This window comes from Pseudomonas jinjuensis, from assembly GCF_900103845.1.
GTDB classification, from domain to species: Bacteria; Pseudomonadota; Gammaproteobacteria; order Pseudomonadales; family Pseudomonadaceae; genus Pseudomonas; species Pseudomonas jinjuensis.
In genome coordinates, this window is record NZ_FNIJ01000012.1 from 1 (window position 1) to 21689 (window position 21689).

Below are 21689 nucleotides of genomic sequence, written 5' to 3' on the forward strand. Positions count from 1 at the left end.
AACTCACAAGCACCCACACGAATTGCTTGATTCGACTTGTTAAAGAGCAGTTGGTTGAGGCCTTCGCTTCAACCGAGGCGCGCATTCTACGCTAACCTCTCTTTCCGTCAAGCGTTATTTTCGAAATTTTCGTTTCTACTCAATCGCTTGCGCTTCCGTGAAGGTCGAGACCTTCGCATCAGCGGGAGGCGCATTCTACAGCGATCAGTTTCGCTGTCAAGCACCTCGATGATCGTCGCCAACCACCACTCCAACCACCTCACCACGCTTAAGTGCTTGATTTTCAAGAACTTCGTCGGCGTCGTCGACTGGAGTGGGGCGCATTATAGGGACCTGGAAATTCCCGTCAACGACTTTCTGAAAGAATTTTCAGCGCTTCGCCGATGACGTGCGCCACAGACTGAAGGCCATGCCTGCCAGCAGGCCTACACCCAGCAGCAGCACACCCCACAAGCCAATCCGCTTCCAGTCGATTCCTGCAGTCAGCGCGGCCTGGCTTTGCAAGGTGCCATCCAGGCGCGCCGTGCCCATGGTTTCCAGTTTGCCTTCGTCGAAACCCGGCACCAGGACGGTGAGCGGCAGGCTGGAGTTCCGCGCCCCGGCATTTCCCAGCGCCAGTCGATAGGGCGCGCTGCCGCGGGCGAGGAAGATCACCTCGGTGGCGCGCAGTGCCACGCGCATTTGTGGCGCCTCACCGCCCAGACCGCCGCCGCGCGCGTCCACCTGCAGGCGCAACTGGCTCACCGGCCAGCCCGGCAGGGTGATTTCCTCCTGGCGCACTTCGCGACCGCCCTGCGGCAGACGATAAAGCACGCCGCGCGCCAGCGGACTCCATTGCACCTTGCCGTCCCGGCGTCCCTGGAGCGTTACCGGCGCCAGGGTATTGGGCTGGCCGAGGGGAATCCGCACGCGCTCCAGCGGTAGAGCCTGCGGCAGGTCCCAGGTGAACTCGCCGTTCTGGCCGGCGCGACCCGGCAAGGGATCGGACCATACCAGCGGCGCCGGCTCGGCACTGCTGCGCGTCCCGCCCACGCGCGCTCCACTCAGGGTTGCCGCTTCTTCCGGAGCGATCCACAGCAGACGGAGGTAACGCGCCCGCACACCCGGCAGCTGGACATCATTGTTGTCGATCCGCTCGCCATTGAAGCTCAGCCGGGCGACCTGCCCCTCGCCAACGGAACGCCAGTGGCTCAGGTCATCGCTGGCCTCGATGCGGAAACGCTGGAAACCCTCGGCCGGCGCACTCCAGTCGAGACTCAGCCGATCCAGCGGAAAGTCACTGGCGCTGGCGTCGATCAGCCAGCCGCGCAGAATCTCGCGACCACCGTCCGGCACGGCCGCCGGCGGAATCTCGACAATGGTGCCGGCGGTGTTGCGGATCACCTTCAGGCTCTCCGACGCCGCACCGCCCGCCGGCCCGCGCAGCGGAAACACCCGTCCCGCAGCCTCCAGCCGCGTCTCGGCCTGCCGCGCGCTGCCGAGGCGCAGGCTGTACGGCAGCGCTCCGCCCTCCGCATTGAACACCCGTAGGTCGCGCAGATCGGCATGGCGGGCAGCGAACTGCGCAGCGACCGGCAATTGCAGGCGATACCAGGGCCCGTTCCCGGACACCGCCAAAGGCACCTGGCTGGCGAAATCGCTCGGGTTCTCCGCCGCCACGCCAGCGGACAGGGCCCCGGCGAACAGCAGGGCAACACAGCTTCGTATCAGGGTGATCATGCGGAAGGTTGCTCCTGCTCCGGTTCCGCGCGACGCGGCGGCAAGGGGGCGAAGTAGCCGACGATCAGCAGCAGCACGCCGACGCCGATGAAAGAGACGATGCGCGCCAGGCTGCCGCTGTTGCCCAGCTCGACGAAGAACAGCTTGATCACCACCACGCCGATCAGCGCCGCGCCGACCATCCATAGCTCGCGGCGTGCACGCAGATGGCCGAAGACCATCAGACCGAGGGCGATCAGGGTCCAGACGATCGACAGCCCGGCCTGCACCACCATCGACTCGCGCAGGGCGAACGGCTCGAACGGCACGCCCGCCCAGTGATGCGCAGCGCGACACACCGCCATGGTCGCCAGACCGAACAGCGAAGCGCCGATCACTACCTGCAGCACGCGCGTCTGCGCACCGAGCAGCGGCAGCCCGGCCAGCGCCCAGCGATGGATCGCCGCCAGCACGATCAGCATGCCCAGCTCCAGCGGGTTGAGCAGCGGCAGGTAAGGCAGCGGCTCGGCCGCCCCGTCGCTGAGCAGGTTGACCAGCCAGAACCAGGCGAACAACAGCAGCGCCACCGGCAGCGCGGCGATGGCGCGGTACTCGCGGGGATAGACCGCCACCGGCCACGGCAACTGTCGCGGCAGCCCCATGAGAACCAGGAACAGGCTCGGCACCAGCGCCCAGCCCAGCCAGCGCCAGGCGTTGTAATGCTCGGCCAGTGAATAGAAGAGGAAGCGCAGCTCCAGCGCCAGCACGCCGAGGATCAACCAGCAGCCGAGCACATGGATGGCGCCGGCCGCCCGTTTCGGCAGCAACTCGTCCAGCCGCCGCAGCGACAGCAGATGGACCAGCAGGAAGGCCAGCCAGCCGAGCCAGCCAAGGTTCGCCAGCGGGTGATACTCCAGCCGCCAGGCGCTCGCCAGTGCCAGGCAGGCCAGCGGCGCGAGAGTCAGGCAGAGCGCCGCCAGGGCGCGCCACCCTTCGCGCAGCGCCAGCAGGGTCCACATCGCGACGCTCAGTGCCGCCACCAGCAACGCCACATGCTCGCGCATGGCATCGGGCACGAAGCGGACGATCTCGCCCAGCGCGGCCAGCGCCCACCAACCGGCCCCCCAGGCCAGCAGCAATTGCGACAGGCGTTCGAGATCGAGCGCGCCCAGGCTCAGCTCCTGTTCAGCTGAACGATGCAGCCACCAGGCGCCTGCCAACGCCGCCAGCGCCAGCACCGTCGGCGCCCAGAAGCCGAGATGGGCGAGCGGCTTCAGCCCTTCGCCGGACCAGCCCCAGTACAACGCCGGTCCCGCCAGCAGCAACAGCGCGCCACCGAGCAGCTGCACGACCAGGCCGCAGGCAAGGAAGCTGCGCGAACGCAGCCGCAATCCGGCGACCAGTGCCGCCAGCCCGGCCAGCGCCCAGGCGATCGTCGTGGTCTCGGCGGCAAAGCACAGCGGGGCGACCAGATAAAGGAAGGCCAGCCCGGCGCAGGCCAGTACCGGCCGGCAATTCGATTCCCAGGCCGACAGATGCTCACCGGATTCGCTACGCAGCCGCCAGAAGCTGAACAGCAATGCGGCACCGAGCATCAACGCGCCCAGCGGAGCACCCTCCAGCAGCGTATCGACACCGCCGCGCAGGTCGCCGAGGAACGCCAGCGCCGCACCGATCTGCAGCAACAGCGCGAACATCCGCGCCGGCAGCCGCCGCTGGCGCAGTCCCAGCCAGTAGATGCCCGCCCCTTCCACCGCCCAGGCGGCGGAGGTCCAGCGCGCATCCAGCCCCAGCGGAATGGCCAGGCTGCCGAACACCACGCCGAGCGCCAGGCAGATCTCCACCAGCAACTGCACCCCGCGCCGGGCCAGCAGACGCGCCAGCGCCATGTAGAACAGCCCCAGCACCAGCGCGCTGAACGCCGCGCCGAACTCGACATGCCGCACCAGCGCGTACTGCAGGCCGAAGCCGACCAGCGGCGGGCCGAACAGCACGGTGGCGTCCACGTAATCGCTTCGCCGCAGCGCGAGATGCTCCTGTTCGTGCAACCGGCGACGGGCGAACAGCAGGCCGATGGCGACGTACATCAGGAAGAACAGCAGCAGGAATGGCTCGGTACTGGCGAACAGCTCCGGCGTGTAGGAACGCAGCCCCCAGGCGAAGCCGATACCGAAGGTGCCGACGAAGCCGATCAGGTTGAGCGGACGCCAGGCCTTGAACCAGGCGATGGCGAGGATGCCGGCGTTGAGCAGGGCGAAGTAGCTGAACAGCGCGACATGGCTGCCACCGCCGGTGGACGCCAGGATCGGCGCGGCGAAGCCGCCCAGCGCCGCGGCCGCGGCGAGGCCGAGGGCATCCTGCAGCACGGCGAGCACGCCCGAGCAGAGCGTCACCAGCACCAGCAGGACGAAACCGGCGCCGGGCTCGATCAGCACCTCGCCGCCATTCATCTCCGGGTACAGCCTGATCGCCGCGAACACCGTCAGGTACAGCACCGCCACGCCGGCCCCCTGCAGCAGCAGTGCGTAGGCCGGCCGGCGCAGGCGCAGCCACCAGCCCAGGCCGAGCAGCGCCAGCGCCGCGGCGGCGACGCCGATATAGGGCGCCTGGGGCGGCATGCTCATGCCTTCGGTGGCATAGCGCAGGAGGAAGGCCAGACCGAGGAACAGCAGCACCACGCCGACCCGCAGCACGGTATTGCCGCCCAGCAGCCAGTCGCGGGCGGCGGCGAAGGCGCGCTCGATGGGCGAAGGCTCCCGCGGTTCGCTGGATTCCTCCCAGGGCGATTCCATCGGCCGGGCAGTTTCGCGGACTGTCGGCGGCCACTCGGGAACGGCGCTTTCCACTGCCGTCGCGGCAGGCTCGGGGGGCGGCAGCTCGATATCCCAGGTCAGCTCCGCTTCTTCGATGGGAGCCGCCGGTGCCGCTGGCAGCGGATATTCGGCGATCTCCTCCGGCGTCTCTTCCGGAGACGGCTGCTCGACCTTCAGCAGACGCTGATGGATAGCCTCGGTGGCCGCCTCGAAGCGCTCGACGAACTGCGCCAGCTCCCCTTGCAGCGCGGCGTTCCGGCGTTGCAGATCGTGCAGGCCGATAGCCTGCCCCACCGCCAGCCCCAGTAGCGCGCCGAGGAGGCCGCCGGTCAACGACTCCCCGGCCGCCACCCCGACGACCAGGCCTACCAGCATGAAAATCCATTGCATGCGTGCGAATCCCTCCAACCCGATGCCTGCGAGTATATCGGCGCCCTGCCGCGGCGCTCGTGCGCCATCTCAAGCCGCCAACCCGGTCACTCGCTGCGCAGCGCATCCACCGGATGCAGTCGCGACGCCGCACGGGCCGGGGCGATGCCGGCGAGAATGCCGATGACGCCGGACAGCAGCAGCGCCAGCAGAAGGAAGCCCGGACGCAACGCCAGCGGCAGTCCCGGCAGCGCCAGATGCAGGACCAGCAGCAGCGCCCCCATCAGCAGCAGGCCGAGCAGCCCGCCGGCCAGGGACAGCAGCGTCGCCTCGGCGAGGAACAGCCCGAGCACCTGCCGCTGGCTGGCGCCGATGGCGCGCAGCAGGCCGATCTCGGCGGTGCGCTCGCCCACCGTGGTGGTCATGATGGTGAGGATGCCCACCGCGCCGACCAGCAGCGAGATGCCGCCCAGTGCGCCAACGGAAGCGCTGAGCACGGCGAGGATGCGATCCAGGCTGGCGAGCATGTCGTCCTGGGTGATCAGGCTGAAGTCCTCCGCGCCGTGACGCTCCACCAGCGCCTTGCGGATGCGCTCGCCGATCAGCGCCGAACTGCTGCCGGCGCCGAACACCACGTCGATCTCCATCAGCCCCTCGCGGTTGAACATGCTCTGCGCCCAGTCCACCGGGATGTAGGCGATGTCGTCGAGGTCGAAGCCGAGCAGCTGCCCCTTCCTTTCCATCACGCCGATCACCCGGAAGCGCGTGCCGCCGATGCGCACCAGCTCGCCCAGTGGATTGGCCGCGCCGAACAGTTCCTCGCGCAGCTTGTGGCCGAGCACCGCGTAGGGCGGCGAGCGGCCGTCGCGCGCCTCGGGGAGGAACTGCCCCAGCGCCAGCCTGAATTTCCAGGCCTCGGCGAGCTGGTGGCCGCCGCCGATCACGTCGCTGTTGCGGGTCTTCTCGCCGTAGCGCACATCGCCGCTGCCCTGGATCACCGGCACCACCGCCTCGATGTGCGGCAGGCGGCGCAGCGCCTCGGCGTCGTCCAGGGTCAGCGGGCGCACGCTGCTGAGCAGGCCGCCGAAGCCGCCGGTCTGGGTGCGGCCGGGCTGCACCGCGATCAGCCGCGTACCGAACTGCGAGAAGCTGTCGATCACGTAGCCGCGCAGCCCCTCGCCGATGGCGGTGAGCAGCGCCACCGCGGCGATGCCGATGGCCACGCCGAGCAGGGTCAGCAGGCTGCGCAGCGGCCGGCTGGTGAGCGCCGCGGTAGTCAGCGCGACGCCATCGGCCAGGCGCATCATCCCCGTGCTCCGGGCGGCCGCAGGGCATCCACCGGCTCCATGGCGGCGGCGCGGCTGGCCGGCAGCCAGGCGAACAGCAGCGCCGTGGCCAGCGCCAGCAGCAGCGCGCTGAGCCGCGCCCAGAGCGGCGCCTGCAGCGGGAAGTCCCAGAGTTGGCGGCCGAGCCAGAGCAGCGCCTCGCCCAGCGCCAGCCCGCCCAGCGCGCCGGCCAGCGTCAGCAGCACCGCCTCACCGAGGAACAGCAGGCGCACCTGGGTCGCGCTGGCGCCGATGGCCTTGAGCAGGCCGATCTCGGCGGTGCGCTGGCTGACCGAGATCCAGGTGACGTTCATGATCAGGATGCCGGCGACCAGCAGGCTGACGGCGGCGATGCCGGCCAGCGCCAGGGTGAGTGCGGCGAGGATGTCGTCGAAGGCGGCGAGCATGGAGTCCTGGCCGATCAGGGTGACGTCGTCCTTGCCGTCATGGCGCGCCGCGATGGTGGCGATGATCTGTCTGCGGGCGCCGTCCAGCAGGGTCGGCCCGCGCACCTCGGCGAACACGCGGAACAACCCCTCGCGGTTGAACAGCGCCTGGGCGCTGGCCACCGGGATGATCAGCATCTCGCCGATGTCCATGCCCAGCGACTCGCCGCGCTCGGCGAGGATGCCGATCACCCGGAAGCGCCGGTCGCCGGCGCGCAGCCATTCGCCCAGCGCCGGCCGGGTGCCGAACAGCTCGCGGCGCAGGGTGGCGCCGATCACGCAGACCGCCTGCGCCTGGCGGAAATCCAGCACCGGCAGCGGCTGGCCCTGGCTCACCGCAAGCTGGCGGATGGCGAAGAACTCGTGGCTGGTGCCGAGGGTGAAGGCCTCGCGGTTGCGGTTGCCGACGCTGACCTCCAGCTGCCCGGCCTGCAGCGGCGCGACGCGCAGCACCGGCGGCAGGCGGGCGATGGCCTGGGCGTCCTGCAGGGTCAGGTCGTGCGGGGCGAGGCCGGTGATCGGCGGCATGCCGCCGACGGTCTCCTTGCGGCCGGGGAGGATGATCAGGGTGTTGCGGCCGAGCTGGGAGAATTCGCCGAGCACATAGCTGCGCGCGCCCTCGCCCAGGCCGGTGAGCAGGCTGACCGCGACCACGCCGATGGCCACCGCCAGCAGCAGCATCAGGCTGCGCGAACGGTGTCCGCGCAGGGCGCCGAGGCAGAAGGCGGCGGCATCCACGGCGCGCATCAGGGCTGCCTCTGGCGCTGCGCGACGATGCGTCCGTCGCACATCTCCAGCTGCCGGCGGGAGCGCGCGGAAAGGTGCTGGTCGTGGGTCACCACCACCAGCGTCAGTCCCTCGTGGTTCAGCTCCTCCAGCAGCGCCACCACTTCCGCGCCGGACTGGCTGTCGAGGTTGCCGGTGGGCTCGTCGGCCAGCAGCAGTTTCGGCCGCATGCAGATGGCGCGGGCGATGGCGACGCGCTGGCGCTGCCCGCCGGAAAGCTCGCCGGGGCGATGGGCAAGGCGGTCGCCCAGCCCCAGGCGCTCGGCCAGCATGGCGCTGCGTTGCTGCCGCTCGGCCGGGGCGAGACCGGCGAGAATCATCGGCAGCTCGATGTTCTCCCGCGCGGTCATGCGCGGGATCAGGTGGTAGGACTGGAAGACGAAGCCGATCCAGCGGCTGCGCAGCTCGGCCCGGCGTTGCTCGTCGAGGCCGGCGGTGGCTTCGCCGAGCAGCCAGTACTCGCCGGCATCCGGCGCGTCGAGCAGGCCGAGGATGTTGAGCAGGGTCGACTTGCCCGAACCGGACGGGCCGCTGACCGCGACGTAGTCGCCGGCCTCAATCTCCAGGTCCACCGCGTCCAGGCCCATGACTTCCTGGTCGCCGAGGCGGAAACGCCGGGTCACCCCGCGCAGGCGGATCATCGAGCCGGCTCCGCAGCCTCCGGCCGCACCTTCAGGCCGTCGGCCAGGCCTTCCACGTCCAGGCCGGCGAGGATGCGCTGGCCCGGCTGCAGTCCGGAGAGCACCTCGGTCCAGCGCCAGTTGCCGAGCCCGGTCTCGATGCGCGTCTCGCGCAGCACGCCGTCATCTTCGTCATAGAGATAGACCTGCTTCCCCTCGGCCAGCGCCTCGGTGGGAATGCGCAGGGCAGCGGCCTTCTGCTCCAGGAGGATTTCCACGTCGGCGCTGTAGCCGGTGAGCAGCGCCACGTCGGCGGGCACGCTGTCGAAGCGCACCTCGACGTCCACGGTGCGCGCCTGCTTCTCCAGGTCACGGACGAAGGGCGCGATGCGGCTGACCTTGCCGGCGAAGTGGCGCTCGCGGAAGGCGTCCAGGCTGATGCGCACCGGCATGCCGAGGCGCACGCGGGCGGCGTCGACCTCGTCGATCGGCGCCTCGACGTACAGGCAGCTGTCGTCGATCAGGTCCACCGCCGGCGGCGTGGGAATGCCCGGCGGCGACGGCGTGACGTACTCGCCCAGCTCGCCGTTGATCTGCGCCACCACGCCGGCGAAGGGCGCGCGCAAGGTCGCCTGGTCGAGCTGCGAGCGTTGCAGGGCGAGATTGGCCTCGGTTTCCTCGATCTGCGCCGAGCTGGCATCGCAGGCCAGTTGCGCCAGGCGCGCGCGGGTCTCGGACTGGTCCAGCAGGTCGGCGGCGGCCAGCCGGCGCTCGGCCAGATGGCGCAGGCGTTCGAGGTCGCGGCGATCCAGTTTCGCCTGGGCGCAGCGCTGCTCGCGGGCCTTGCGCTGCCCGGCGAGACGCGCCTCGGCTTCCGCGACCCGCGCCTGGCGGTCGTCCTGGCGCAGGCGCATCAGCACCTCGCCGGCCTTCACCCGCTGGCCCTCGTCGATCAGCAGTTCGGTGACCTGGCCACCGAGATTGAACGACAGCCGCGAGCGCCGGCAGGATTTCAGGGTGCCGGCGCGGGTGTTGGCGACCAGGGATTCCACCTGTCCCCGCCCCACTTCCACCAGCCGCACCGGTTGCGGCTGCGGCCGGCTCCACCACCAGAACAGCAGGCCCAGGCCGACGACAACCAAGGCCAGGATCAGCAGCTTGCGCATGCACGGGTTCCTCTGCTTTCGGCTTCATCAGCCTAGCAGGCGGCAACCGCTCCCCCGGAAACGCGAAAGCCGGGCAAATGCCCGGCTCTCGCTGTTCCGCTGGAACGGATCAGACCTTGGCGCGTTCGTAGCGCTTGCGGTCGTTCTCGTTCAGCAGCTTCTTGCGCAGACGGATCGACTTCGGCGTCACTTCCACCAGCTCGTCGTCGGCGATGAATTCCAGCGCCTGCTCCAGGGTGAAGCGGATCGGCGGAACCAGGGCGATGACTTCGTCCTTGCCGGAAGCACGCATGTTGTCGAGCTTCTTGCCCTTGGTGGGGTTGATCACCAGGTCGTTGTCGCGGCTGTTGATGCCGGCCAGCTGGCCTTCGTAGATCTCGTCGCCTGGGCCGAGGAACAGCTTGCCGCGGCTTTGCAGGGTTTCCAGCGAGTAGGTCAGCGCGGTGCCGGTGGCCATGGAGACCAGTACGCCGTTCTGACGGTTGCTGACTTCGCCGGCCTTGATCGGGCCGTAGTGGCTGAAGGTCGAGGTCAGGATGCCGGTGCCCGAGGTCAGGGTCAGGAAGTTGTTGCGGAAGCCGATCAGGCCACGCGCCGGGATGGTGTATTCCAGGCGCACGCGGCCCTTGCCGTCGGGGATCATGTTGCTCAGATCGCCCTTGCGCAGGCCCATCTGTTCCATCACCGAGCCCTGGTGCTGCTCTTCGATGTCGATGCTGACGTTCTCGTACGGCTCCTGCTTCTCGCCCTCGGCGGTCTCGATGATCACCACTTCCGGACGGCCGACGGCCATCTCGAAGCCTTCACGGCGCATGGTTTCGATCAGAACCGAGAGGTGCAGTTCGCCACGACCGGAGACCTTGAACTTCTCCGGGCTCTCGCCTTGCTCGACGCGCAGGGCCACGTTGTGCAGCAGTTCCTTCTCCAGACGCTCCTTGATGTTGCGGCTGGTGACGAACTTGCCTTCCTTGCCGGCGAACGGCGAGTCGTTGACCTGGAAGGTCATGCTCACGGTCGGCTGGTCGACGGTCAGCGGCGGACGGGCTTCGACGTTGGCCGGGTCGCACAGGGTGTCGGAGATGAACAGCTCTTCCATGCCGCTGACACAGACGATGTCGCCGGCTTCGGCTTCGGCGACTTCGACGCGCTGCAGACCGGAGTGACCCATGATCTTCAGGATGCGGCCGTTGCGCTTGGTGCCGTCGTCGCTGATGGCGACCACCGGAGTGTTGGACTTGATCTTGCCGCGGGCGATACGGCCGATGCCGATCACGCCGAGGAAGCTGTTGTAGTCCAGCTGGGAGATCTGCATCTGGAACGGACCGTCGACATCCACTTCCGGAGCCGGGACGTGGTCGATGATCGCCTGGAACAGCGCATCCATGTTGTCGTCCATCTTCTCGTGGTCCATGCCGGCGATGCCGTTCAGGGCGCTGGCGTAGACGATCGGGAAGTCGAGCTGCTCGTCGGTGGCGCCGAGGTTGTCGAACAGGTCGAAGATCTGGTCGATGACCCAGTCAGGACGCGCGCCCGGACGGTCGATCTTGTTCACCACGACGATCGGACGCAGGCCGGCCTTGAACGCCTTCTGGGTCACGAAGCGGGTCTGCGGCATGGGGCCGTCCTGGGCGTCGACCACCAGCAGCACGGAGTCGACCATCGACATCACGCGCTCTACCTCACCGCCGAAGTCGGCGTGGCCGGGGGTGTCGACGATGTTGATGTTGTAGCCGTTCCACTTGATGGCGGTGTTCTTGGCCAGGATGGTGATGCCGCGTTCCTTTTCCTGGTCGTTGGAGTCCATCACGCGCTCGTTCTCGGCTTCCTTGCGGTCCAGGGTGCCGGAGAGCTTCAGCAGCTTGTCGACGAGGGTGGTCTTGCCATGGTCGACGTGGGCGATGATGGCGATGTTGCGGAGTTTTTCGATCACGATGGATTCTCGATTGTTGGCTTCGAACATCGGCTCGAAGCTGGAATTAATGATGTTGCCGGTGATTCTGCACGCTCAGTGTGACCGGGCTGCGTCGGGCGGGTGATGGCGACCGGCGCTGGCGAACAGCCCGGGCCGCTCAGCGGGGACGATAAACACGGACATTCGTGTGCCCCTCGTTGACCAGATGATGGGCATGCAGACGGCTCATCACGCCCTTGTCGCAATAAAGGAGGTACTGGCGGTTCGGGTCCAGTTCCTTGAACTTGCTGTTGATCGCATAGAACGGCAGCGGCAGCACTTCGATCTCGCCGAGCTCCAGCGGTTCGTCTTCCCGGGCATCGGGGTGACGGATGTCGACAACGATCTGTCCCGGCAGCACTTCCTCGACCATTTCCACCGGCAGGTCCTTGCCCAGCTCGTCGATCACGCGATCGACGGTCATCTGGGTGGCGCGCTCCAGGGCGCGGTCCAGCACGGCCATGTCGAACTTGGTCTCTTCGTGCTCGACGCGGTACGGCTTGGCCTGGGTGGTCGGGTTCACCGAGATCACGCCGCAGTATTCCGGCATGTGCTTGGCGAACTCGGCGGTGCCGATCTTCGTCGCGGTGTCGATGATGTCCTGCTTGTGGCTGACGATCAGCGGGCGCAGCACCAGGGTGTCGGTCACCCGGTCGATCACCGAGAGGTTCGGCAGGGTCTGGCTGGACACCTGGGAGATCGCCTCGCCGGTGACCAGCGCGTCCAGCTGCAGGCGCTCGGCCACGCGGCTGGCGGCGCGCAGCATCATGCGCTTGAGGGTCACGCCCATGTAGCTGTCGTCGACCTTGGTGAGAATCTCGCCGACCACTTCCTCGAAGGGCACGCTGACGAACAGCACGCGTTGGGAACGACCGAACTTCTCCCATAGATAGTGGGCGACTTCCATCACGCCCAGTTCGTGTGCACGACCGCCGAGGTTGAAGAACACGAAGTGGCTGATCATGCCGCGGCGCATCATCTGGTAGGCCGCGACGGTGGAGTCGAAGCCGCCGGACATCAGCACCAGCACCTGCTCCAGCGCGCCCAGCGGGTAGCCGCCGAGGCCGTTGTGCTGGGCGTGGATGACGTAGAGGCGGTCATGGCGGATTTCCACGCGCACTTCCACTTCCGGGTTCTTCAGCGAAACCCCGGCCGCACCGCAGTGCTGGCGCAGGCCACCGCCGACGTAGCGCTCCACATCGATGGAGGTGAACGGGTGCTTGCCGGCGCGCTTGCAGCGCATGGAGAAGATCCTGCCCGGCAGCTTGTCGCCGAAGTGCTGCTTGCACTTCTCGAGGATGTCGTCGAAGTCGCCCAGCGGGTATTCGTGGACCTCGAGGAAGTGGCCGATGCCCGGGGTGCAGGTCAGGCGCTCGATCATCTCGCGCAGCACCTTGGGATCGGTCACCTTCGTCTCGACGTCGAGGTTGTCCCACTCGCCTTCCACCAGCAGCTCGGGATCGAGGTCGCGCAGCACCGTGCGAATGTTCTTCGCCAGTTGCCGGATGAAGCGCTTGCGCACCGGCCGGCTCTTGATGGTGATTTCCTGGAAGACCTTGACGATGAGTTTCATGCAGTGGAGACCGCTCGGGCCGGGTCGCTAAAAAAAGGGGCGAGATTATATCCGAAATTGCTCAAGACTTGAGCAGAAAGAGATGACTTTCTTTTCCATGCACCAAAATGGACTTGCGCACCACAACGGAGCACCAGAATGGTGCGCCAATCGGCCGGAATTGGCGCATGGCGCGGGCGGGAGGCCTTATTCTGCGCGCTCCTGCCCGAATGCGGGCACTGGCACGCAACTTGCTCTCTTGTGAGGCAGGTTGCCCAGGCGGATATTCCGGCCCGGCATCACCCGATCTGGAGCATGAGCTCCACGCTTTTACACCTCCCGGAGGACAGCATGTCGTACAAGTCGCAGCAACTGATCAAAGACCATGACGTGAAGTGGGTAGACCTGCGCTTCACCGATACCAAAGGCAAGCAGCAGCACGTCACCATGCCGGCCCGCGACGCGCTGGACGATGACTTCTTCGAAGCCGGCAAGATGTTCGACGGCTCCTCCATCGAAGGCTGGAAGGGCATCGAAGCCTCCGACATGATCCTGCTCCCGGACGACAGCACCGCCGTGCTCGACCCGTTCACCGAAGAGCCGACCCTGATCCTGGTCTGCGACATCATCGAGCCGAGCACCATGCAGGGCTACGAGCGCGACCCGCGCAACATCGCCAAGCGCGCCGAGGAATACCTGAAGTCCACCGGTATCGGTGACACCGTATTCGTCGGCCCGGAGCCGGAGTTCTTCATCTTCGACGAAGTGAAGTTCAAGTCCGACATCTCCGGCTCGATGTTCAAGATCTACTCCGAGCAGGCTTCCTGGAACACCGACGCCGACATCGAAAGCGGCAACAAGGGCCACCGTCCGGGCGTGAAGGGCGGCTACTTCCCGGTGCCGCCGGTCGACCACGACCATGAAATCCGTACCGCCATGTGCAACGCCATGGAAGAAATGGGCCTGGTCATCGAAGTTCACCACCACGAAGTGGCGACTGCCGGCCAGAACGAAATCGGCGTGCAGTTCAACACCCTGGTGAAGAAGGCCGACGAAGTCCAGACCCTGAAGTACTGCATCCACAACGTCGCCGACGCCTACGGCAAGACCGTGACCTTCATGCCGAAGCCGCTGTACGGCGACAACGGCTCGGGCATGCACGTGCACATGTCCATCTCGAAAGACGGCAAGAACACCTTCGCCGGTGAAGGCTATGCCGGCCTGTCCGAGACCGCCCTGTACTTCATCGGCGGCATCATCAAGCACGGCAAGGCGCTGAACGGCTTCACCAACCCGGCCACCAACTCCTACAAGCGTCTGGTTCCGGGCTTCGAAGCCCCGGTCATGCTGGCCTACTCCGCCCGCAACCGTTCCGCCTCGATCCGTATTCCGTACGTTTCCAGCCCGAAAGCCCGCCGCATCGAAGCGCGCTTCCCGGACCCGGCTGCCAACCCGTACCTGTGCTTCGCCGCCCTGCTGATGGCCGGCCTCGACGGTATCCAGAACAAGATTCACCCCGGCGATGCCGCCGACAAGAACCTGTACGACCTGCCGCCGGAAGAGGCGAAGGAAATCCCGCAGGTTTGCGGCAGCCTGAAAGAGGCGCTGGAAGAACTCGACAAGGGCCGTGCGTTCCTGACCAAGGGCGGCGTGTTCACCGACGAGTTCATCGATGCCTACATCGAGCTGAAGTCGGAAGAAGAGATCAAGGTGCGCACCTTCGTGCACCCGCTGGAATACGACCTGTACTACAGCGTCTGATTTCGACGAATACCTACCATAAGTAGCGTCAACATTGAGGCCTCCTTCGGGAGGCCTTTTTTATGCGCGTGAAACAGCGGAGGCGCCGGTATCCTACGAAAAACCGTTTCATCGTTCCCACGCTCCCGCGTGGGAACGCATCCGAGGACGCTCCGCGTCCGGGGCGAGGGCTATCGCTGCGCTCAAACGCTCGCCGAAACGCCATGTCCTGCAGGAGCCAGCTTGCTGGCGAATTCGGAGTTACCGGCAACCGAGAAGTCGCCGGCCAATCTGATCGCCAGCAAGCTGGCTCCTACGCAAAGCGCACTGCGCCGTTCGGATGCGGGTGTATGGGAACGATGAAGACCACCGCACAGCAGCCCCGCCGCCGCTGGCCGACAATACCCCGCTTGCCAGCCGCCACCGGCAATGCAAGGCTTGTATGAACCATCGGAGATCGCCCATGCGCCCGTTCATCGCCCTTATCGCGCTTGCCCTGACGCTGCCGGCCAGCGCCGCGACGATCTACAAGTACACCGACGCCAACGGCAACACCGTGTTCACCAGCCATCCCCCGGAAGGCGTGAACGCGACGGAGATGGAGGCGCCGCCGGCACCGGTAGTGGGCACCCGGCTGCCCGCCGGCATGCCGTCGACAGCGGAGCCCGCCAGCGAGGCGCACTACCGGGTGCTGGCGCTGACCAACCTGCCCAGCGAGGAAGCCCTGCGCGCCAACAACGGCACCTTCAGCGTGGAGGTGGCCCTGCAGCCGCGCCTGGCGCCCGGCCATCGCCTGCAGATGCTGCTGGACGGCCGGCCCTACGGCTCGCCGAGCAACGAAACCCTCTTCACCCTGACCAACATCGACCGCGGCGACCACACCCTGGCCGTGCAGGTCCTCAGCGGCAGCCAGGTGGTGCAGAGCAGCGCGGCGGTCGCCCTGACGGTGCAGCGCACCAGCACCAACAGCCCGACGCGGCGCCCGGCCCCGCCTCCGCCGCCGAAACCACCGGCACCGGCGCCGGCCCCCAAACCGGCACCACCGTCCGGCGGCATCCGCTGAGCATGCTCAGACTGCTGCCCTGCCTGCTCCTGCTGGCCAGCCTGCCGGCCGCCGCCGAGGTCTATACCTACCTCGACCAGGACGGCAATCGCGTGTTCACCGACCAGCCCAGGCGCGGCAATGCCCAGCGCATCGAACTGGCGCCGTCCAACGCGATGCCGCCGGCGCCGGCCGCCTACTACAACCCCTATGCGCCCTCCCCGCCGCCGAGTCCGCCGCAGTACCAGTTGCTGCGCATCATAGTGCCGGAGCCGGACGCCACCGTCCGCGCCAATGACGGCGAGCTGATCGTCAGCGTCTCCAGCGACCCCGGCCTGCTGCCCGGGCATTCCTTCCGCCTGCTGCTGGACGGCAAGAGCGTCGGCAAGCCCGGCCGCAGCCCGGTATTCCCGCTGCGCAACGTCGATCGCGGCACCCACCAGCTGTCGGTGGAGATCATCGACAGCCAGGGCCGCACGCTGGAGCAGACCCCCAACCAGCCGTTCCACATGAAGCGCGTGGCGGTGGCCGGCAGCAAGCAACCGCCGCGGCCGGTGGCCATTTCGCGCTGAGCGACACATCGCACCATAATGGTGCATATGCCCGCACCAATTTCTATACTCTCCCTGTTTCAGGGCATTTTGTGCCGCGCCGGCCGCTGCCTGCACACCTAGAAGCGCCGAACGACGCGCCTTTTCAGGGCCTGGTTTGTTTCTTGCATTTTCCTGCCCAACCTTGGGACGTCCTTGCGCCATGCCTACAGAAACCCAGCTCCGACTCCTGCTCGACAACCTCACCACGGCGGTGATCCTGCTCAACGCCGAGCTGCGCCTGGAATACATGAACCCGGCGGCGGAAATGCTTCTCGCCGTCAGCGGCCAGCGCAGCCACGGGCAGTTCATCAGCGAACTCTTCACCGAATCGCCGGAAGCGCTGCAGTCGCTGCGCCAGGCGGTGGAAGAGGCGCACCCCTTCACCAAGCGGGAAGCTACGCTGACCTCGCTTACCGGCCAGTCGATCACCGTCGACTACGCGGTGACGCCGATCCTCAGCCGCCGCGAAACCCTGCTGCTGCTGGAAGTCCATCCGCGCGACCGGCTGATGCGCATCACCAAGGAAGAGGCGCAGCTGTCCAAGCAGGAAACCACCAAGCTGCTGGTGCGCGGCCTCGCCCACGAGATCAAGAACCCGCTGGGCGGCATCCGTGGCGCCGCGCAGCTGCTGTCCCGCGAGCTGCCGGACGATTCGCTGAAGGACTACACCAACGTCATCATCGAGGAGGCCGACCGCCTGCGGAACCTGGTCGACCGCATGCTCGGCTCGAACAAGCTGCCGCAGCTGTCGGTCACCAACATCCACGAAGTGCTGGAGCGCGTCTGCAGCCTGGTGGAGGCGGAAACCCAGGGCAGCATCACCCTGGTCCGCGACTACGACCCGAGCATCCCCGACCTGCTGCTCGACCGCGAGCAGATGATCCAGGCCGTGCTCAACATCGTGCGCAACGCCATGCAGGCGGTGGCTTCGCAGAACGAGCTGCGCCTCGGCCGCATCACCCTGCGCTCGCGTACAGTCCGCCAGTTCACCATCGGCCACACCCGCCACCGCCTGGTGTGCAAGGTGGAGATCATCGACAACGGGCCGGGCATCCCGCCGGAACTGCAGGACACCATCTTCTACCCCATGGTCAGCGGCCGCCCGGACGGCACCGGGCTGGGCCTGGCCATCGCCCAGAACATCATCAGCCAGCACCAGGGCTTGATCGAATGCGAGAGCCACCCCGGGCATACCGTGTTCAGTCTGTTCCTGCCCCTGGAACAAGGAGTGCATTGATACATGAGCCGTTCAGAGACCGTCTGGATCGTCGACGACGACCGCTCCATCCGCTGGGTACTGGAGAAAGCGCTGCAACAGGAAGGCATGACCACGCTCAGCTTCGACAACGCCGACAGCGTGCTCGGCCGCCTCGGCCGCCAGCAGCCGGACGTGATCATCTCCGACATCCGCATGCCCGGCACCAGCGGCCTCGACCTGCTGGCGCAGATCCGCGAGATGCACCCGCGCCTGCCGGTGATCATCATGACCGCGCATTCCGACCTGGACAGCGCGGTGGCGTCCTACCAGGGCGGCGCCTTCGAATACCTGCCCAAGCCGTTCGACGTCGACGAGGCGGTCTCCCTGGTCAAGCGCGCCAACCAGCACGCCCAGGAACAGCAGGCCCTGGAAGCGCCGGCCGCACTGGCGCGCACCCCGGAGATCATCGGCGAGGCGCCGGCCATGCAGGAGGTGTTCCGCGCCATCGGCCGCCTCAGCCATTCCAACATCACCGTGCTGATCAACGGCGAATCCGGCACCGGCAAGGAACTGGTCGCCCACGCCCTGCACCGCCACAGCCCGCGCGCGGCCGAGCCGTTCATCGCGCTGAACATGGCGGCGATTCCCAAGGACCTGATGGAATCCGAACTGTTCGGCCACGAGAAGGGCGCCTTCACCGGTGCCGCCGCGCAGCGCCGCGGACGCTTCGAGCAGGCCGACGGCGGCACCCTGTTCCTCGACGAGATCGGCGACATGCCGGCCGACACCCAGACCCGCCTGCTGCGCGTGCTGGCCGACGGCGAGTTCTACCGGGTCGGCGGGCACACGCCGGTGAAGGTCGACGTGCGGATCATCGCCGCCACCCACCAGAACCTGGAAAACCTGGTGCGCGAGGGCAAATTCCGCGAGGACCTGTTCCATCGCCTGAACGTCATCCGCATCCACATCCCGCGCCTGGCCGACCGCCGCGAGGACATCCCGACGCTGGCCCGGCACTTCCTCTCCCGCGCCGCCCAGGAACTGGCGGTGGAGCCGAAGCTGCTCAAGCCGGAAACCGAGGACTACATGAAAGGCCTCGGCTGGCCGGGCAACGTGCGCCAGCTGGAGAACACCTGCCGCTGGATCACCGTGATGGCCTCCGGCCGCGAGGTGCTGATCGACGACCTGCCGCCGGAACTGCTGACCCAGCCGCAGGACAGCCAGCCCGCCGCCAACTGGGAACAGGGGCTGCGCCAGTGGGCCGACCAGGCCCTCGGCCGCGGCCAGTCCGGCCTGCTGGACATCGCCGTGCCGGCGTTCGAGCGGATCATGATCGAAACCGCCCTCAAGCACACCGCCGGTCGCCGCCGCGACGCCGCCGTGCTGCTGGGCTGGGGAAGGAATACCTTGACGCGCAAGATCAAGGAACTGGGCATGAAAGTCGAAGGCCCGGACGACGAAGGCGACGACTGAAGCGCCACTGGAGCGATCGAAGGGGCCTCATGGCCCCTTTTTTATGATTCGGCGCGGATTGCAGGGGAAAACCCGTAGGGTGGATCACGCTCCATCGATCCACCATGGCCGCGCACGCGGCCCCGCAATGGTGGATGCAAAAAGCCTCATCCACCCTACGCTACGTATCGCCCACAGTTCGTAGGGCGAATAACGCCACAGCGTTATCCGCCATCCGGCCTCACTCCATGGCGAACCCCAGTTGCCGCCACGCCTCGTACACCGTCACCGCCACGGTATTCGACAGGTTCAGGCTGCGGCAGCCCGGCCGCATCAGCAGGCGCAGGCGCTGTTCCGGCGGCAGGGCGTTGCGCACCTCATCCGGCAAACCACGGCTTTCCGGGCCGAACAGGAAGGCGTCGCCGCGCTGGTATGCGACCTCGTGGAAGGCGTGCGAGCCCTTGGTGGTGAAGGCGAACAGGCGCGGCTGGCCGAGGCTTGCCAGGCATTCATCGAGGCTGGCGTAGCGCTTCACGCTGGCGTACTCGTGATAGTCCAGGCCGGCGCGGCGCAGGCGCTTGTCGTCCAGCTCGAAGCCCAGCGGCTCGATCAGGTGCAGGCTGCAGCCCGCGTTGGCGCACAGCCTGATAATGTTGCCGGTATTCGGTGGGATTTCCGGTTGGAAGAGGATGACGTGGAACATGCAGCGCTCCGGGCCTGAGGACGGCCGGCATTCTACTCCCACGCGCGATGATGTGCGGCCCCGGCCGTGGCTGCGGGTGTTCCTGTCGCTGGCGGTGTTCGGTCTACTGGTCGGGCTGATGCTCGGCCGCCTGTTCGCACCGGAACCGCAACCGCCCCGCCTGCTGGCGGTGGAGATGCAGGGCAACTCCCTGCAATTGCGCTTCGACCGGGAAATCCGGGTGCATGCCGCCCGGCTCGACGGCGCGCTGGCGCTGATGCTGGATGCGCAGGGGGAAGCCCGGCAGGGCCAGGGTCGGCTGGGAGATTTGCCGCTGCGCTGGCGCATCCAGCCGCGGGACGGCGGGTTGCTGCTGAGCCTGATCTCGACCCGACCGCTGCACGGCAGCTGGAGCGAATCCAGCCGCGACGGCGAGTGGCTGCTGACCGTCGATCCCCAGCCGGAATAAAAGAGGGGATTCCCCAGCCTGCCTGAACCGAGGACCCCTTAACGGGCATGGAGGGCGCGCCGCGCTCCTCCGGGAATAAAAGGGGGGCTTCCCCGGCCTGCCTGTACCAGGACCCCCAAACCTTGTCTGACAGGGTCTTTGCAGGGGGTGTGCCAACTTCGCGGAATGGGTCGGACAGGCGCTGATGGATTGGCGCGAGGCCGCATACTCCGGGGGATTCGGGGGGGTCGCCAGGGGGCTGGAACGAACCCGGAAGGCGTTGACCGGCCGGCCTGGCGCCTCGCTCCCGCTGCGCACTGCCAGTGCGAGGCGCACCAATGTGGCGCTCCTACGGAAGCCCCCTACGCCCCGCCCCCAAAGGCCACGCATGCGGCGCTGCAATGGTGGATGAAAAAAACCTCATCCACGTTTCTGCAGGCAACAAAAAAGGCGCCCTCAGGCGCCTTTCCGGTCGGACCGTCCGGTCCTCACTGCACGCTCGGCGCTTCGCCGGCGGCCTGCATGCGCGCCATTTCCTGGGCGTACAGGGCGTCGAAGTTCACCGGCGACAGCATCAGCGCCGGGAACGAGCCGCGCACCACCAGGCTGTCCAGGGTCTCGCGGGCATAGGGGAAGAGGATGTTCGGGCAGAAGGCGCCGAGGGTGTGGCTCATGCTGGCCGCGTCGAGGTTGCGGATCAGGAAGATGCCGGCCTGCTGCACTTCGACGATGAAGGCGGTCTCTTCCTTGTTCTTCACGGTCACCGAAACGGTCAGCACCACTTCGTGGAAGTCGCCCTCGAGCTGCTTCTGGCGGGTGTTGAGGTCCATGGCGATGCTCGGCTGCCAATCCTGACGGAAGATCTCCGGCGCCTTGGGAGCCTCGAAGGAGAGGTCGCGCACATAGATGCGCTGCAGGGAGAACTGCGGGTTGTTGTCTTGCTCGGCGGCGCCGGTAGTAGCTTGCTCAGTCATTTCAGAACCTTCTTGTGCTTCGTTTGCAGTGAGGATCACGCCGACAGCAGCGCATCCAGCTTACCCGCGCGTTCCAGCGCGTAGAGGTCGTCGCAGCCGCCGACATGGTTTTCGCCGATCCAGATCTGCGGCACCGAGGTGCGGCCGGCCTTGCGGGCCATCTCGGCGCGCAGGTCGGGCTTGCCGTCGACCGGGACTTCCTCGTAGGCCACGCCCTTCTGCTCCAGCAGCATCTTGGCGCGGATGCAGTAGGGACACCATTGGGTGGTGTAGATCAGGACAGAGGACATCTCACTTCACCAGCGGCAGGTTATCGCCACGCCAGCTGCCGATGCCACCGGAAAGTTTGGCGGCCGTGTAGCCGGCCTTGCGCAGGACGCCGCACCAGGTGCCGGCGTGCTGGCCCATGCCGTCGACCACGATGATGGTCTTGGCCTTGTGTTTGTCCAGCTCGCTCATGCGCGCGTTCAGTTTGTCCGCCGGAATGTTCAGCGCGTCGACGATATGCCCGGCGGAGAATTCCTTGGCCGGGCGGATGTCCAGCACCACCGCCTGCTCGGCGTTGACCAGCGCGGTCAGCTCGCGGCTCGACAGGCTGCGCCCGCCGCGGCGGATCTCGTGCAGCGCCAGCAACACCAGCAGGACGACCAGCGCCGCGACCAGCAGGTAGTGGTTGGTGGCGAATTCGATCAGACGGGGAAGAAACGATTGCATGGCGCAAAGTATCCAGATGGAAAAATGCCGGCCAGTATACACAGCCCCATCTGACGGCTGAACCCTGTGAATCATGGCGCCTGTCGGCCCCAGGCGGTAAAATGCCGCTCCTTTTTCTGA

General features: G+C 67.0%; 18 protein-coding genes. 6 read left to right on the forward strand and 12 right to left on the reverse strand.

Annotated features, from left to right (window positions below):
• Positions 1 to 369: 369 nt before the first annotated feature.
• The 8 genes from BLR75_RS17175 to thiI form a co-directional block, all read right to left on the reverse strand.
• Positions 370 to 1719: a DUF3999 domain-containing protein gene (locus BLR75_RS17175; RefSeq protein WP_084311762.1), complete on the reverse strand. Its 1350-nt coding sequence runs from the start codon at positions 1717 to 1719 to the stop codon at positions 370 to 372.
• Positions 1716 to 4901, reverse strand: a complete 3186-nt coding sequence (locus BLR75_RS17180; protein ID WP_084311761.1) for a DUF2339 domain-containing protein — start codon at positions 4899 to 4901, stop codon at positions 1716 to 1718. Before BLR75_RS17180 ends, BLR75_RS17175 begins: the two co-directional genes overlap by 4 nt.
• Before the next feature lie 86 nt (positions 4902 to 4987).
• Positions 4988 to 6184: an ABC transporter permease gene (locus BLR75_RS17185; protein WP_084311767.1), complete on the reverse strand. Its 1197-nt coding sequence runs from the start codon at positions 6182 to 6184 to the stop codon at positions 4988 to 4990.
• Complete coding sequence (locus BLR75_RS17190; protein ID WP_084311760.1) at positions 6184 to 7398, reverse strand: ABC transporter permease; 1215 nt, start codon at positions 7396 to 7398, stop codon at positions 6184 to 6186. The genes BLR75_RS17185 and BLR75_RS17190 overlap by 1 nt, the downstream gene beginning before the upstream one ends.
• Positions 7398 to 8078 (reverse strand): ABC transporter ATP-binding protein, encoded by a 681-nt coding sequence (locus tag BLR75_RS17195; protein WP_084311759.1) that lies wholly within the window; start codon positions 8076 to 8078, stop codon positions 7398 to 7400. Before BLR75_RS17195 ends, BLR75_RS17190 begins: the two co-directional genes overlap by 1 nt.
• Complete coding sequence (locus BLR75_RS17200; RefSeq protein WP_084311758.1) at positions 8075 to 9223, reverse strand: efflux RND transporter periplasmic adaptor subunit; 1149 nt, start codon at positions 9221 to 9223, stop codon at positions 8075 to 8077. Before BLR75_RS17200 ends, BLR75_RS17195 begins: the two co-directional genes overlap by 4 nt.
• Positions 9224 to 9332: 109 nt before the next feature.
• Positions 9333 to 11153 carry a translational GTPase TypA gene (gene typA / locus BLR75_RS17205; protein WP_084311766.1) on the reverse strand — a complete coding sequence of 607 codons (1821 nt, stop codon included), beginning with the start codon at positions 11151 to 11153 and terminating at the stop codon, positions 9333 to 9335.
• A gap of 139 nt (positions 11154 to 11292) precedes the next feature.
• Positions 11293 to 12747, reverse strand: a complete 1455-nt coding sequence (thiI, locus tag BLR75_RS17210; protein ID WP_084311757.1) for a tRNA uracil 4-sulfurtransferase ThiI — start codon at positions 12745 to 12747, stop codon at positions 11293 to 11295.
• 330 nt (positions 12748 to 13077) lie between these two features.
• Here thiI and glnA point away from each other — a divergent pair, with 330 nt between their 5' ends.
• The 5 genes from glnA (at position 13078) to ntrC (ending at position 18772) form a co-directional block, all read left to right on the forward strand.
• On the forward strand, positions 13078 to 14487 hold the full coding sequence (gene glnA, locus BLR75_RS17215) for a glutamate--ammonia ligase (protein ID WP_015479309.1): 1410 nt from the start codon (positions 13078 to 13080) through the stop codon (positions 14485 to 14487).
• Between the two features lie 442 nt (positions 14488 to 14929).
• Complete coding sequence (locus tag BLR75_RS17220) at positions 14930 to 15529, forward strand: DUF4124 domain-containing protein (protein WP_084311756.1); 600 nt, start codon at positions 14930 to 14932, stop codon at positions 15527 to 15529.
• A gap of 2 nt (positions 15530 to 15531) precedes the next feature.
• On the forward strand, positions 15532 to 16080 hold the full coding sequence (locus tag BLR75_RS17225; protein ID WP_084311755.1) for a DUF4124 domain-containing protein: 549 nt from the start codon (positions 15532 to 15534) through the stop codon (positions 16078 to 16080).
• Between the two features lie 181 nt (positions 16081 to 16261).
• On the forward strand, positions 16262 to 17338 hold the full coding sequence (gene glnL / locus BLR75_RS17230; RefSeq protein WP_084311754.1) for a nitrogen regulation protein NR(II): 1077 nt from the start codon (positions 16262 to 16264) through the stop codon (positions 17336 to 17338).
• A gap of 3 nt (positions 17339 to 17341) precedes the next feature.
• Positions 17342 to 18772, forward strand: coding sequence for a two-component system response regulator NtrC (ntrC, locus tag BLR75_RS17235; RefSeq protein ID WP_084311753.1), 1431 nt, complete (start codon positions 17342 to 17344; stop codon positions 18770 to 18772).
• 220 nt (positions 18773 to 18992) lie between these two features.
• Here ntrC and BLR75_RS17240 read toward each other — a convergent pair whose 3' ends face one another.
• Complete coding sequence (locus tag BLR75_RS17240) at positions 18993 to 19454, reverse strand: tRNA (cytidine(34)-2'-O)-methyltransferase (protein WP_084311752.1); 462 nt, start codon at positions 19452 to 19454, stop codon at positions 18993 to 18995.
• Here BLR75_RS17240 and BLR75_RS17245 point away from each other — a divergent pair.
• A complete protein-coding gene (locus BLR75_RS17245) occupies positions 19453 to 19902 on the forward strand; it encodes a hypothetical protein (RefSeq protein ID WP_084311751.1) in 450 nt (149 codons plus the stop codon). The two genes, BLR75_RS17240 and BLR75_RS17245, sit on opposite strands and share 2 nt — an antisense overlap.
• Positions 19903 to 20369: 467 nt before the next feature.
• On the opposite strand, the gene secB is transcribed toward BLR75_RS17245, so the two are convergent.
• From secB to BLR75_RS17260, 3 genes are read right to left on the reverse strand one after another with little or no spacing between them, the layout of a single operon-like run.
• Positions 20370 to 20855 carry a protein-export chaperone SecB gene (gene secB, locus BLR75_RS17250; RefSeq protein ID WP_084311750.1) on the reverse strand — a complete coding sequence of 162 codons (486 nt, stop codon included), beginning with the start codon at positions 20853 to 20855 and terminating at the stop codon, positions 20370 to 20372.
• 35 nt (positions 20856 to 20890) lie between these two features.
• On the reverse strand, positions 20891 to 21145 hold the full coding sequence (grxC, locus tag BLR75_RS17255) for a glutaredoxin 3 (RefSeq protein ID WP_084311749.1): 255 nt from the start codon (positions 21143 to 21145) through the stop codon (positions 20891 to 20893).
• A 1-nt stretch (position 21146) separates the two neighbouring features.
• Positions 21147 to 21569, reverse strand: a complete 423-nt coding sequence (locus BLR75_RS17260) for a rhodanese-like domain-containing protein (protein ID WP_084311748.1) — start codon at positions 21567 to 21569, stop codon at positions 21147 to 21149.
• Positions 21570 to 21689: the final 120 nt, after the last annotated feature.

What these genes read in the sequence shown, in the direction of transcription:
- thiI (WP_084311757.1), bottom strand. Translation starts at nt 12,747, where the DNA reads ATGAAACTCATCGTCAAGGTCTTCCAGGAAATCACCATCAAGAGCCGG.
- BLR75_RS17225 (WP_084311755.1), top strand. Translation starts at nt 15,532, where the DNA reads ATGCTCAGACTGCTGCCCTGCCTGCTCCTGCTGGCCAGCCTGCCGGCC.
- BLR75_RS17260 (WP_084311748.1), bottom strand. Translation starts at nt 21,569, where the DNA reads ATGCAATCGTTTCTTCCCCGTCTGATCGAATTCGCCACCAACCACTAC.
- BLR75_RS17245 (WP_084311751.1), top strand. Translation starts at nt 19,453, where the DNA reads ATGCAGCGCTCCGGGCCTGAGGACGGCCGGCATTCTACTCCCACGCGC.
- BLR75_RS17185 (WP_084311767.1), bottom strand. Translation starts at nt 6,184, where the DNA reads ATGCGCCTGGCCGATGGCGTCGCGCTGACTACCGCGGCGCTCACCAGC.
- BLR75_RS17240 (WP_084311752.1), bottom strand. Translation starts at nt 19,454, where the DNA reads ATGTTCCACGTCATCCTCTTCCAACCGGAAATCCCACCGAATACCGGC.
- BLR75_RS17200 (WP_084311758.1), bottom strand. Translation starts at nt 9,223, where the DNA reads ATGCGCAAGCTGCTGATCCTGGCCTTGGTTGTCGTCGGCCTGGGCCTG.
- BLR75_RS17220 (WP_084311756.1), top strand. Translation starts at nt 14,930, where the DNA reads ATGCGCCCGTTCATCGCCCTTATCGCGCTTGCCCTGACGCTGCCGGCC.
- BLR75_RS17175 (WP_084311762.1), bottom strand. Translation starts at nt 1,719, where the DNA reads ATGATCACCCTGATACGAAGCTGTGTTGCCCTGCTGTTCGCCGGGGCC.
- secB (WP_084311750.1), bottom strand. Translation starts at nt 20,855, where the DNA reads ATGACTGAGCAAGCTACTACCGGCGCCGCCGAGCAAGACAACAACCCG.
- ntrC (WP_084311753.1), top strand. Translation starts at nt 17,342, where the DNA reads ATGAGCCGTTCAGAGACCGTCTGGATCGTCGACGACGACCGCTCCATC.
- glnL (WP_084311754.1), top strand. Translation starts at nt 16,262, where the DNA reads ATGCCTACAGAAACCCAGCTCCGACTCCTGCTCGACAACCTCACCACG.
- grxC (WP_084311749.1), bottom strand. Translation starts at nt 21,145, where the DNA reads ATGTCCTCTGTCCTGATCTACACCACCCAATGGTGTCCCTACTGCATC.
- BLR75_RS17180 (WP_084311761.1), bottom strand. Translation starts at nt 4,901, where the DNA reads ATGCAATGGATTTTCATGCTGGTAGGCCTGGTCGTCGGGGTGGCGGCC.
- BLR75_RS17195 (WP_084311759.1), bottom strand. Translation starts at nt 8,078, where the DNA reads ATGATCCGCCTGCGCGGGGTGACCCGGCGTTTCCGCCTCGGCGACCAG.
- glnA (WP_015479309.1), top strand. Translation starts at nt 13,078, where the DNA reads ATGTCGTACAAGTCGCAGCAACTGATCAAAGACCATGACGTGAAGTGG.
- BLR75_RS17190 (WP_084311760.1), bottom strand. Translation starts at nt 7,398, where the DNA reads ATGCGCGCCGTGGATGCCGCCGCCTTCTGCCTCGGCGCCCTGCGCGGA.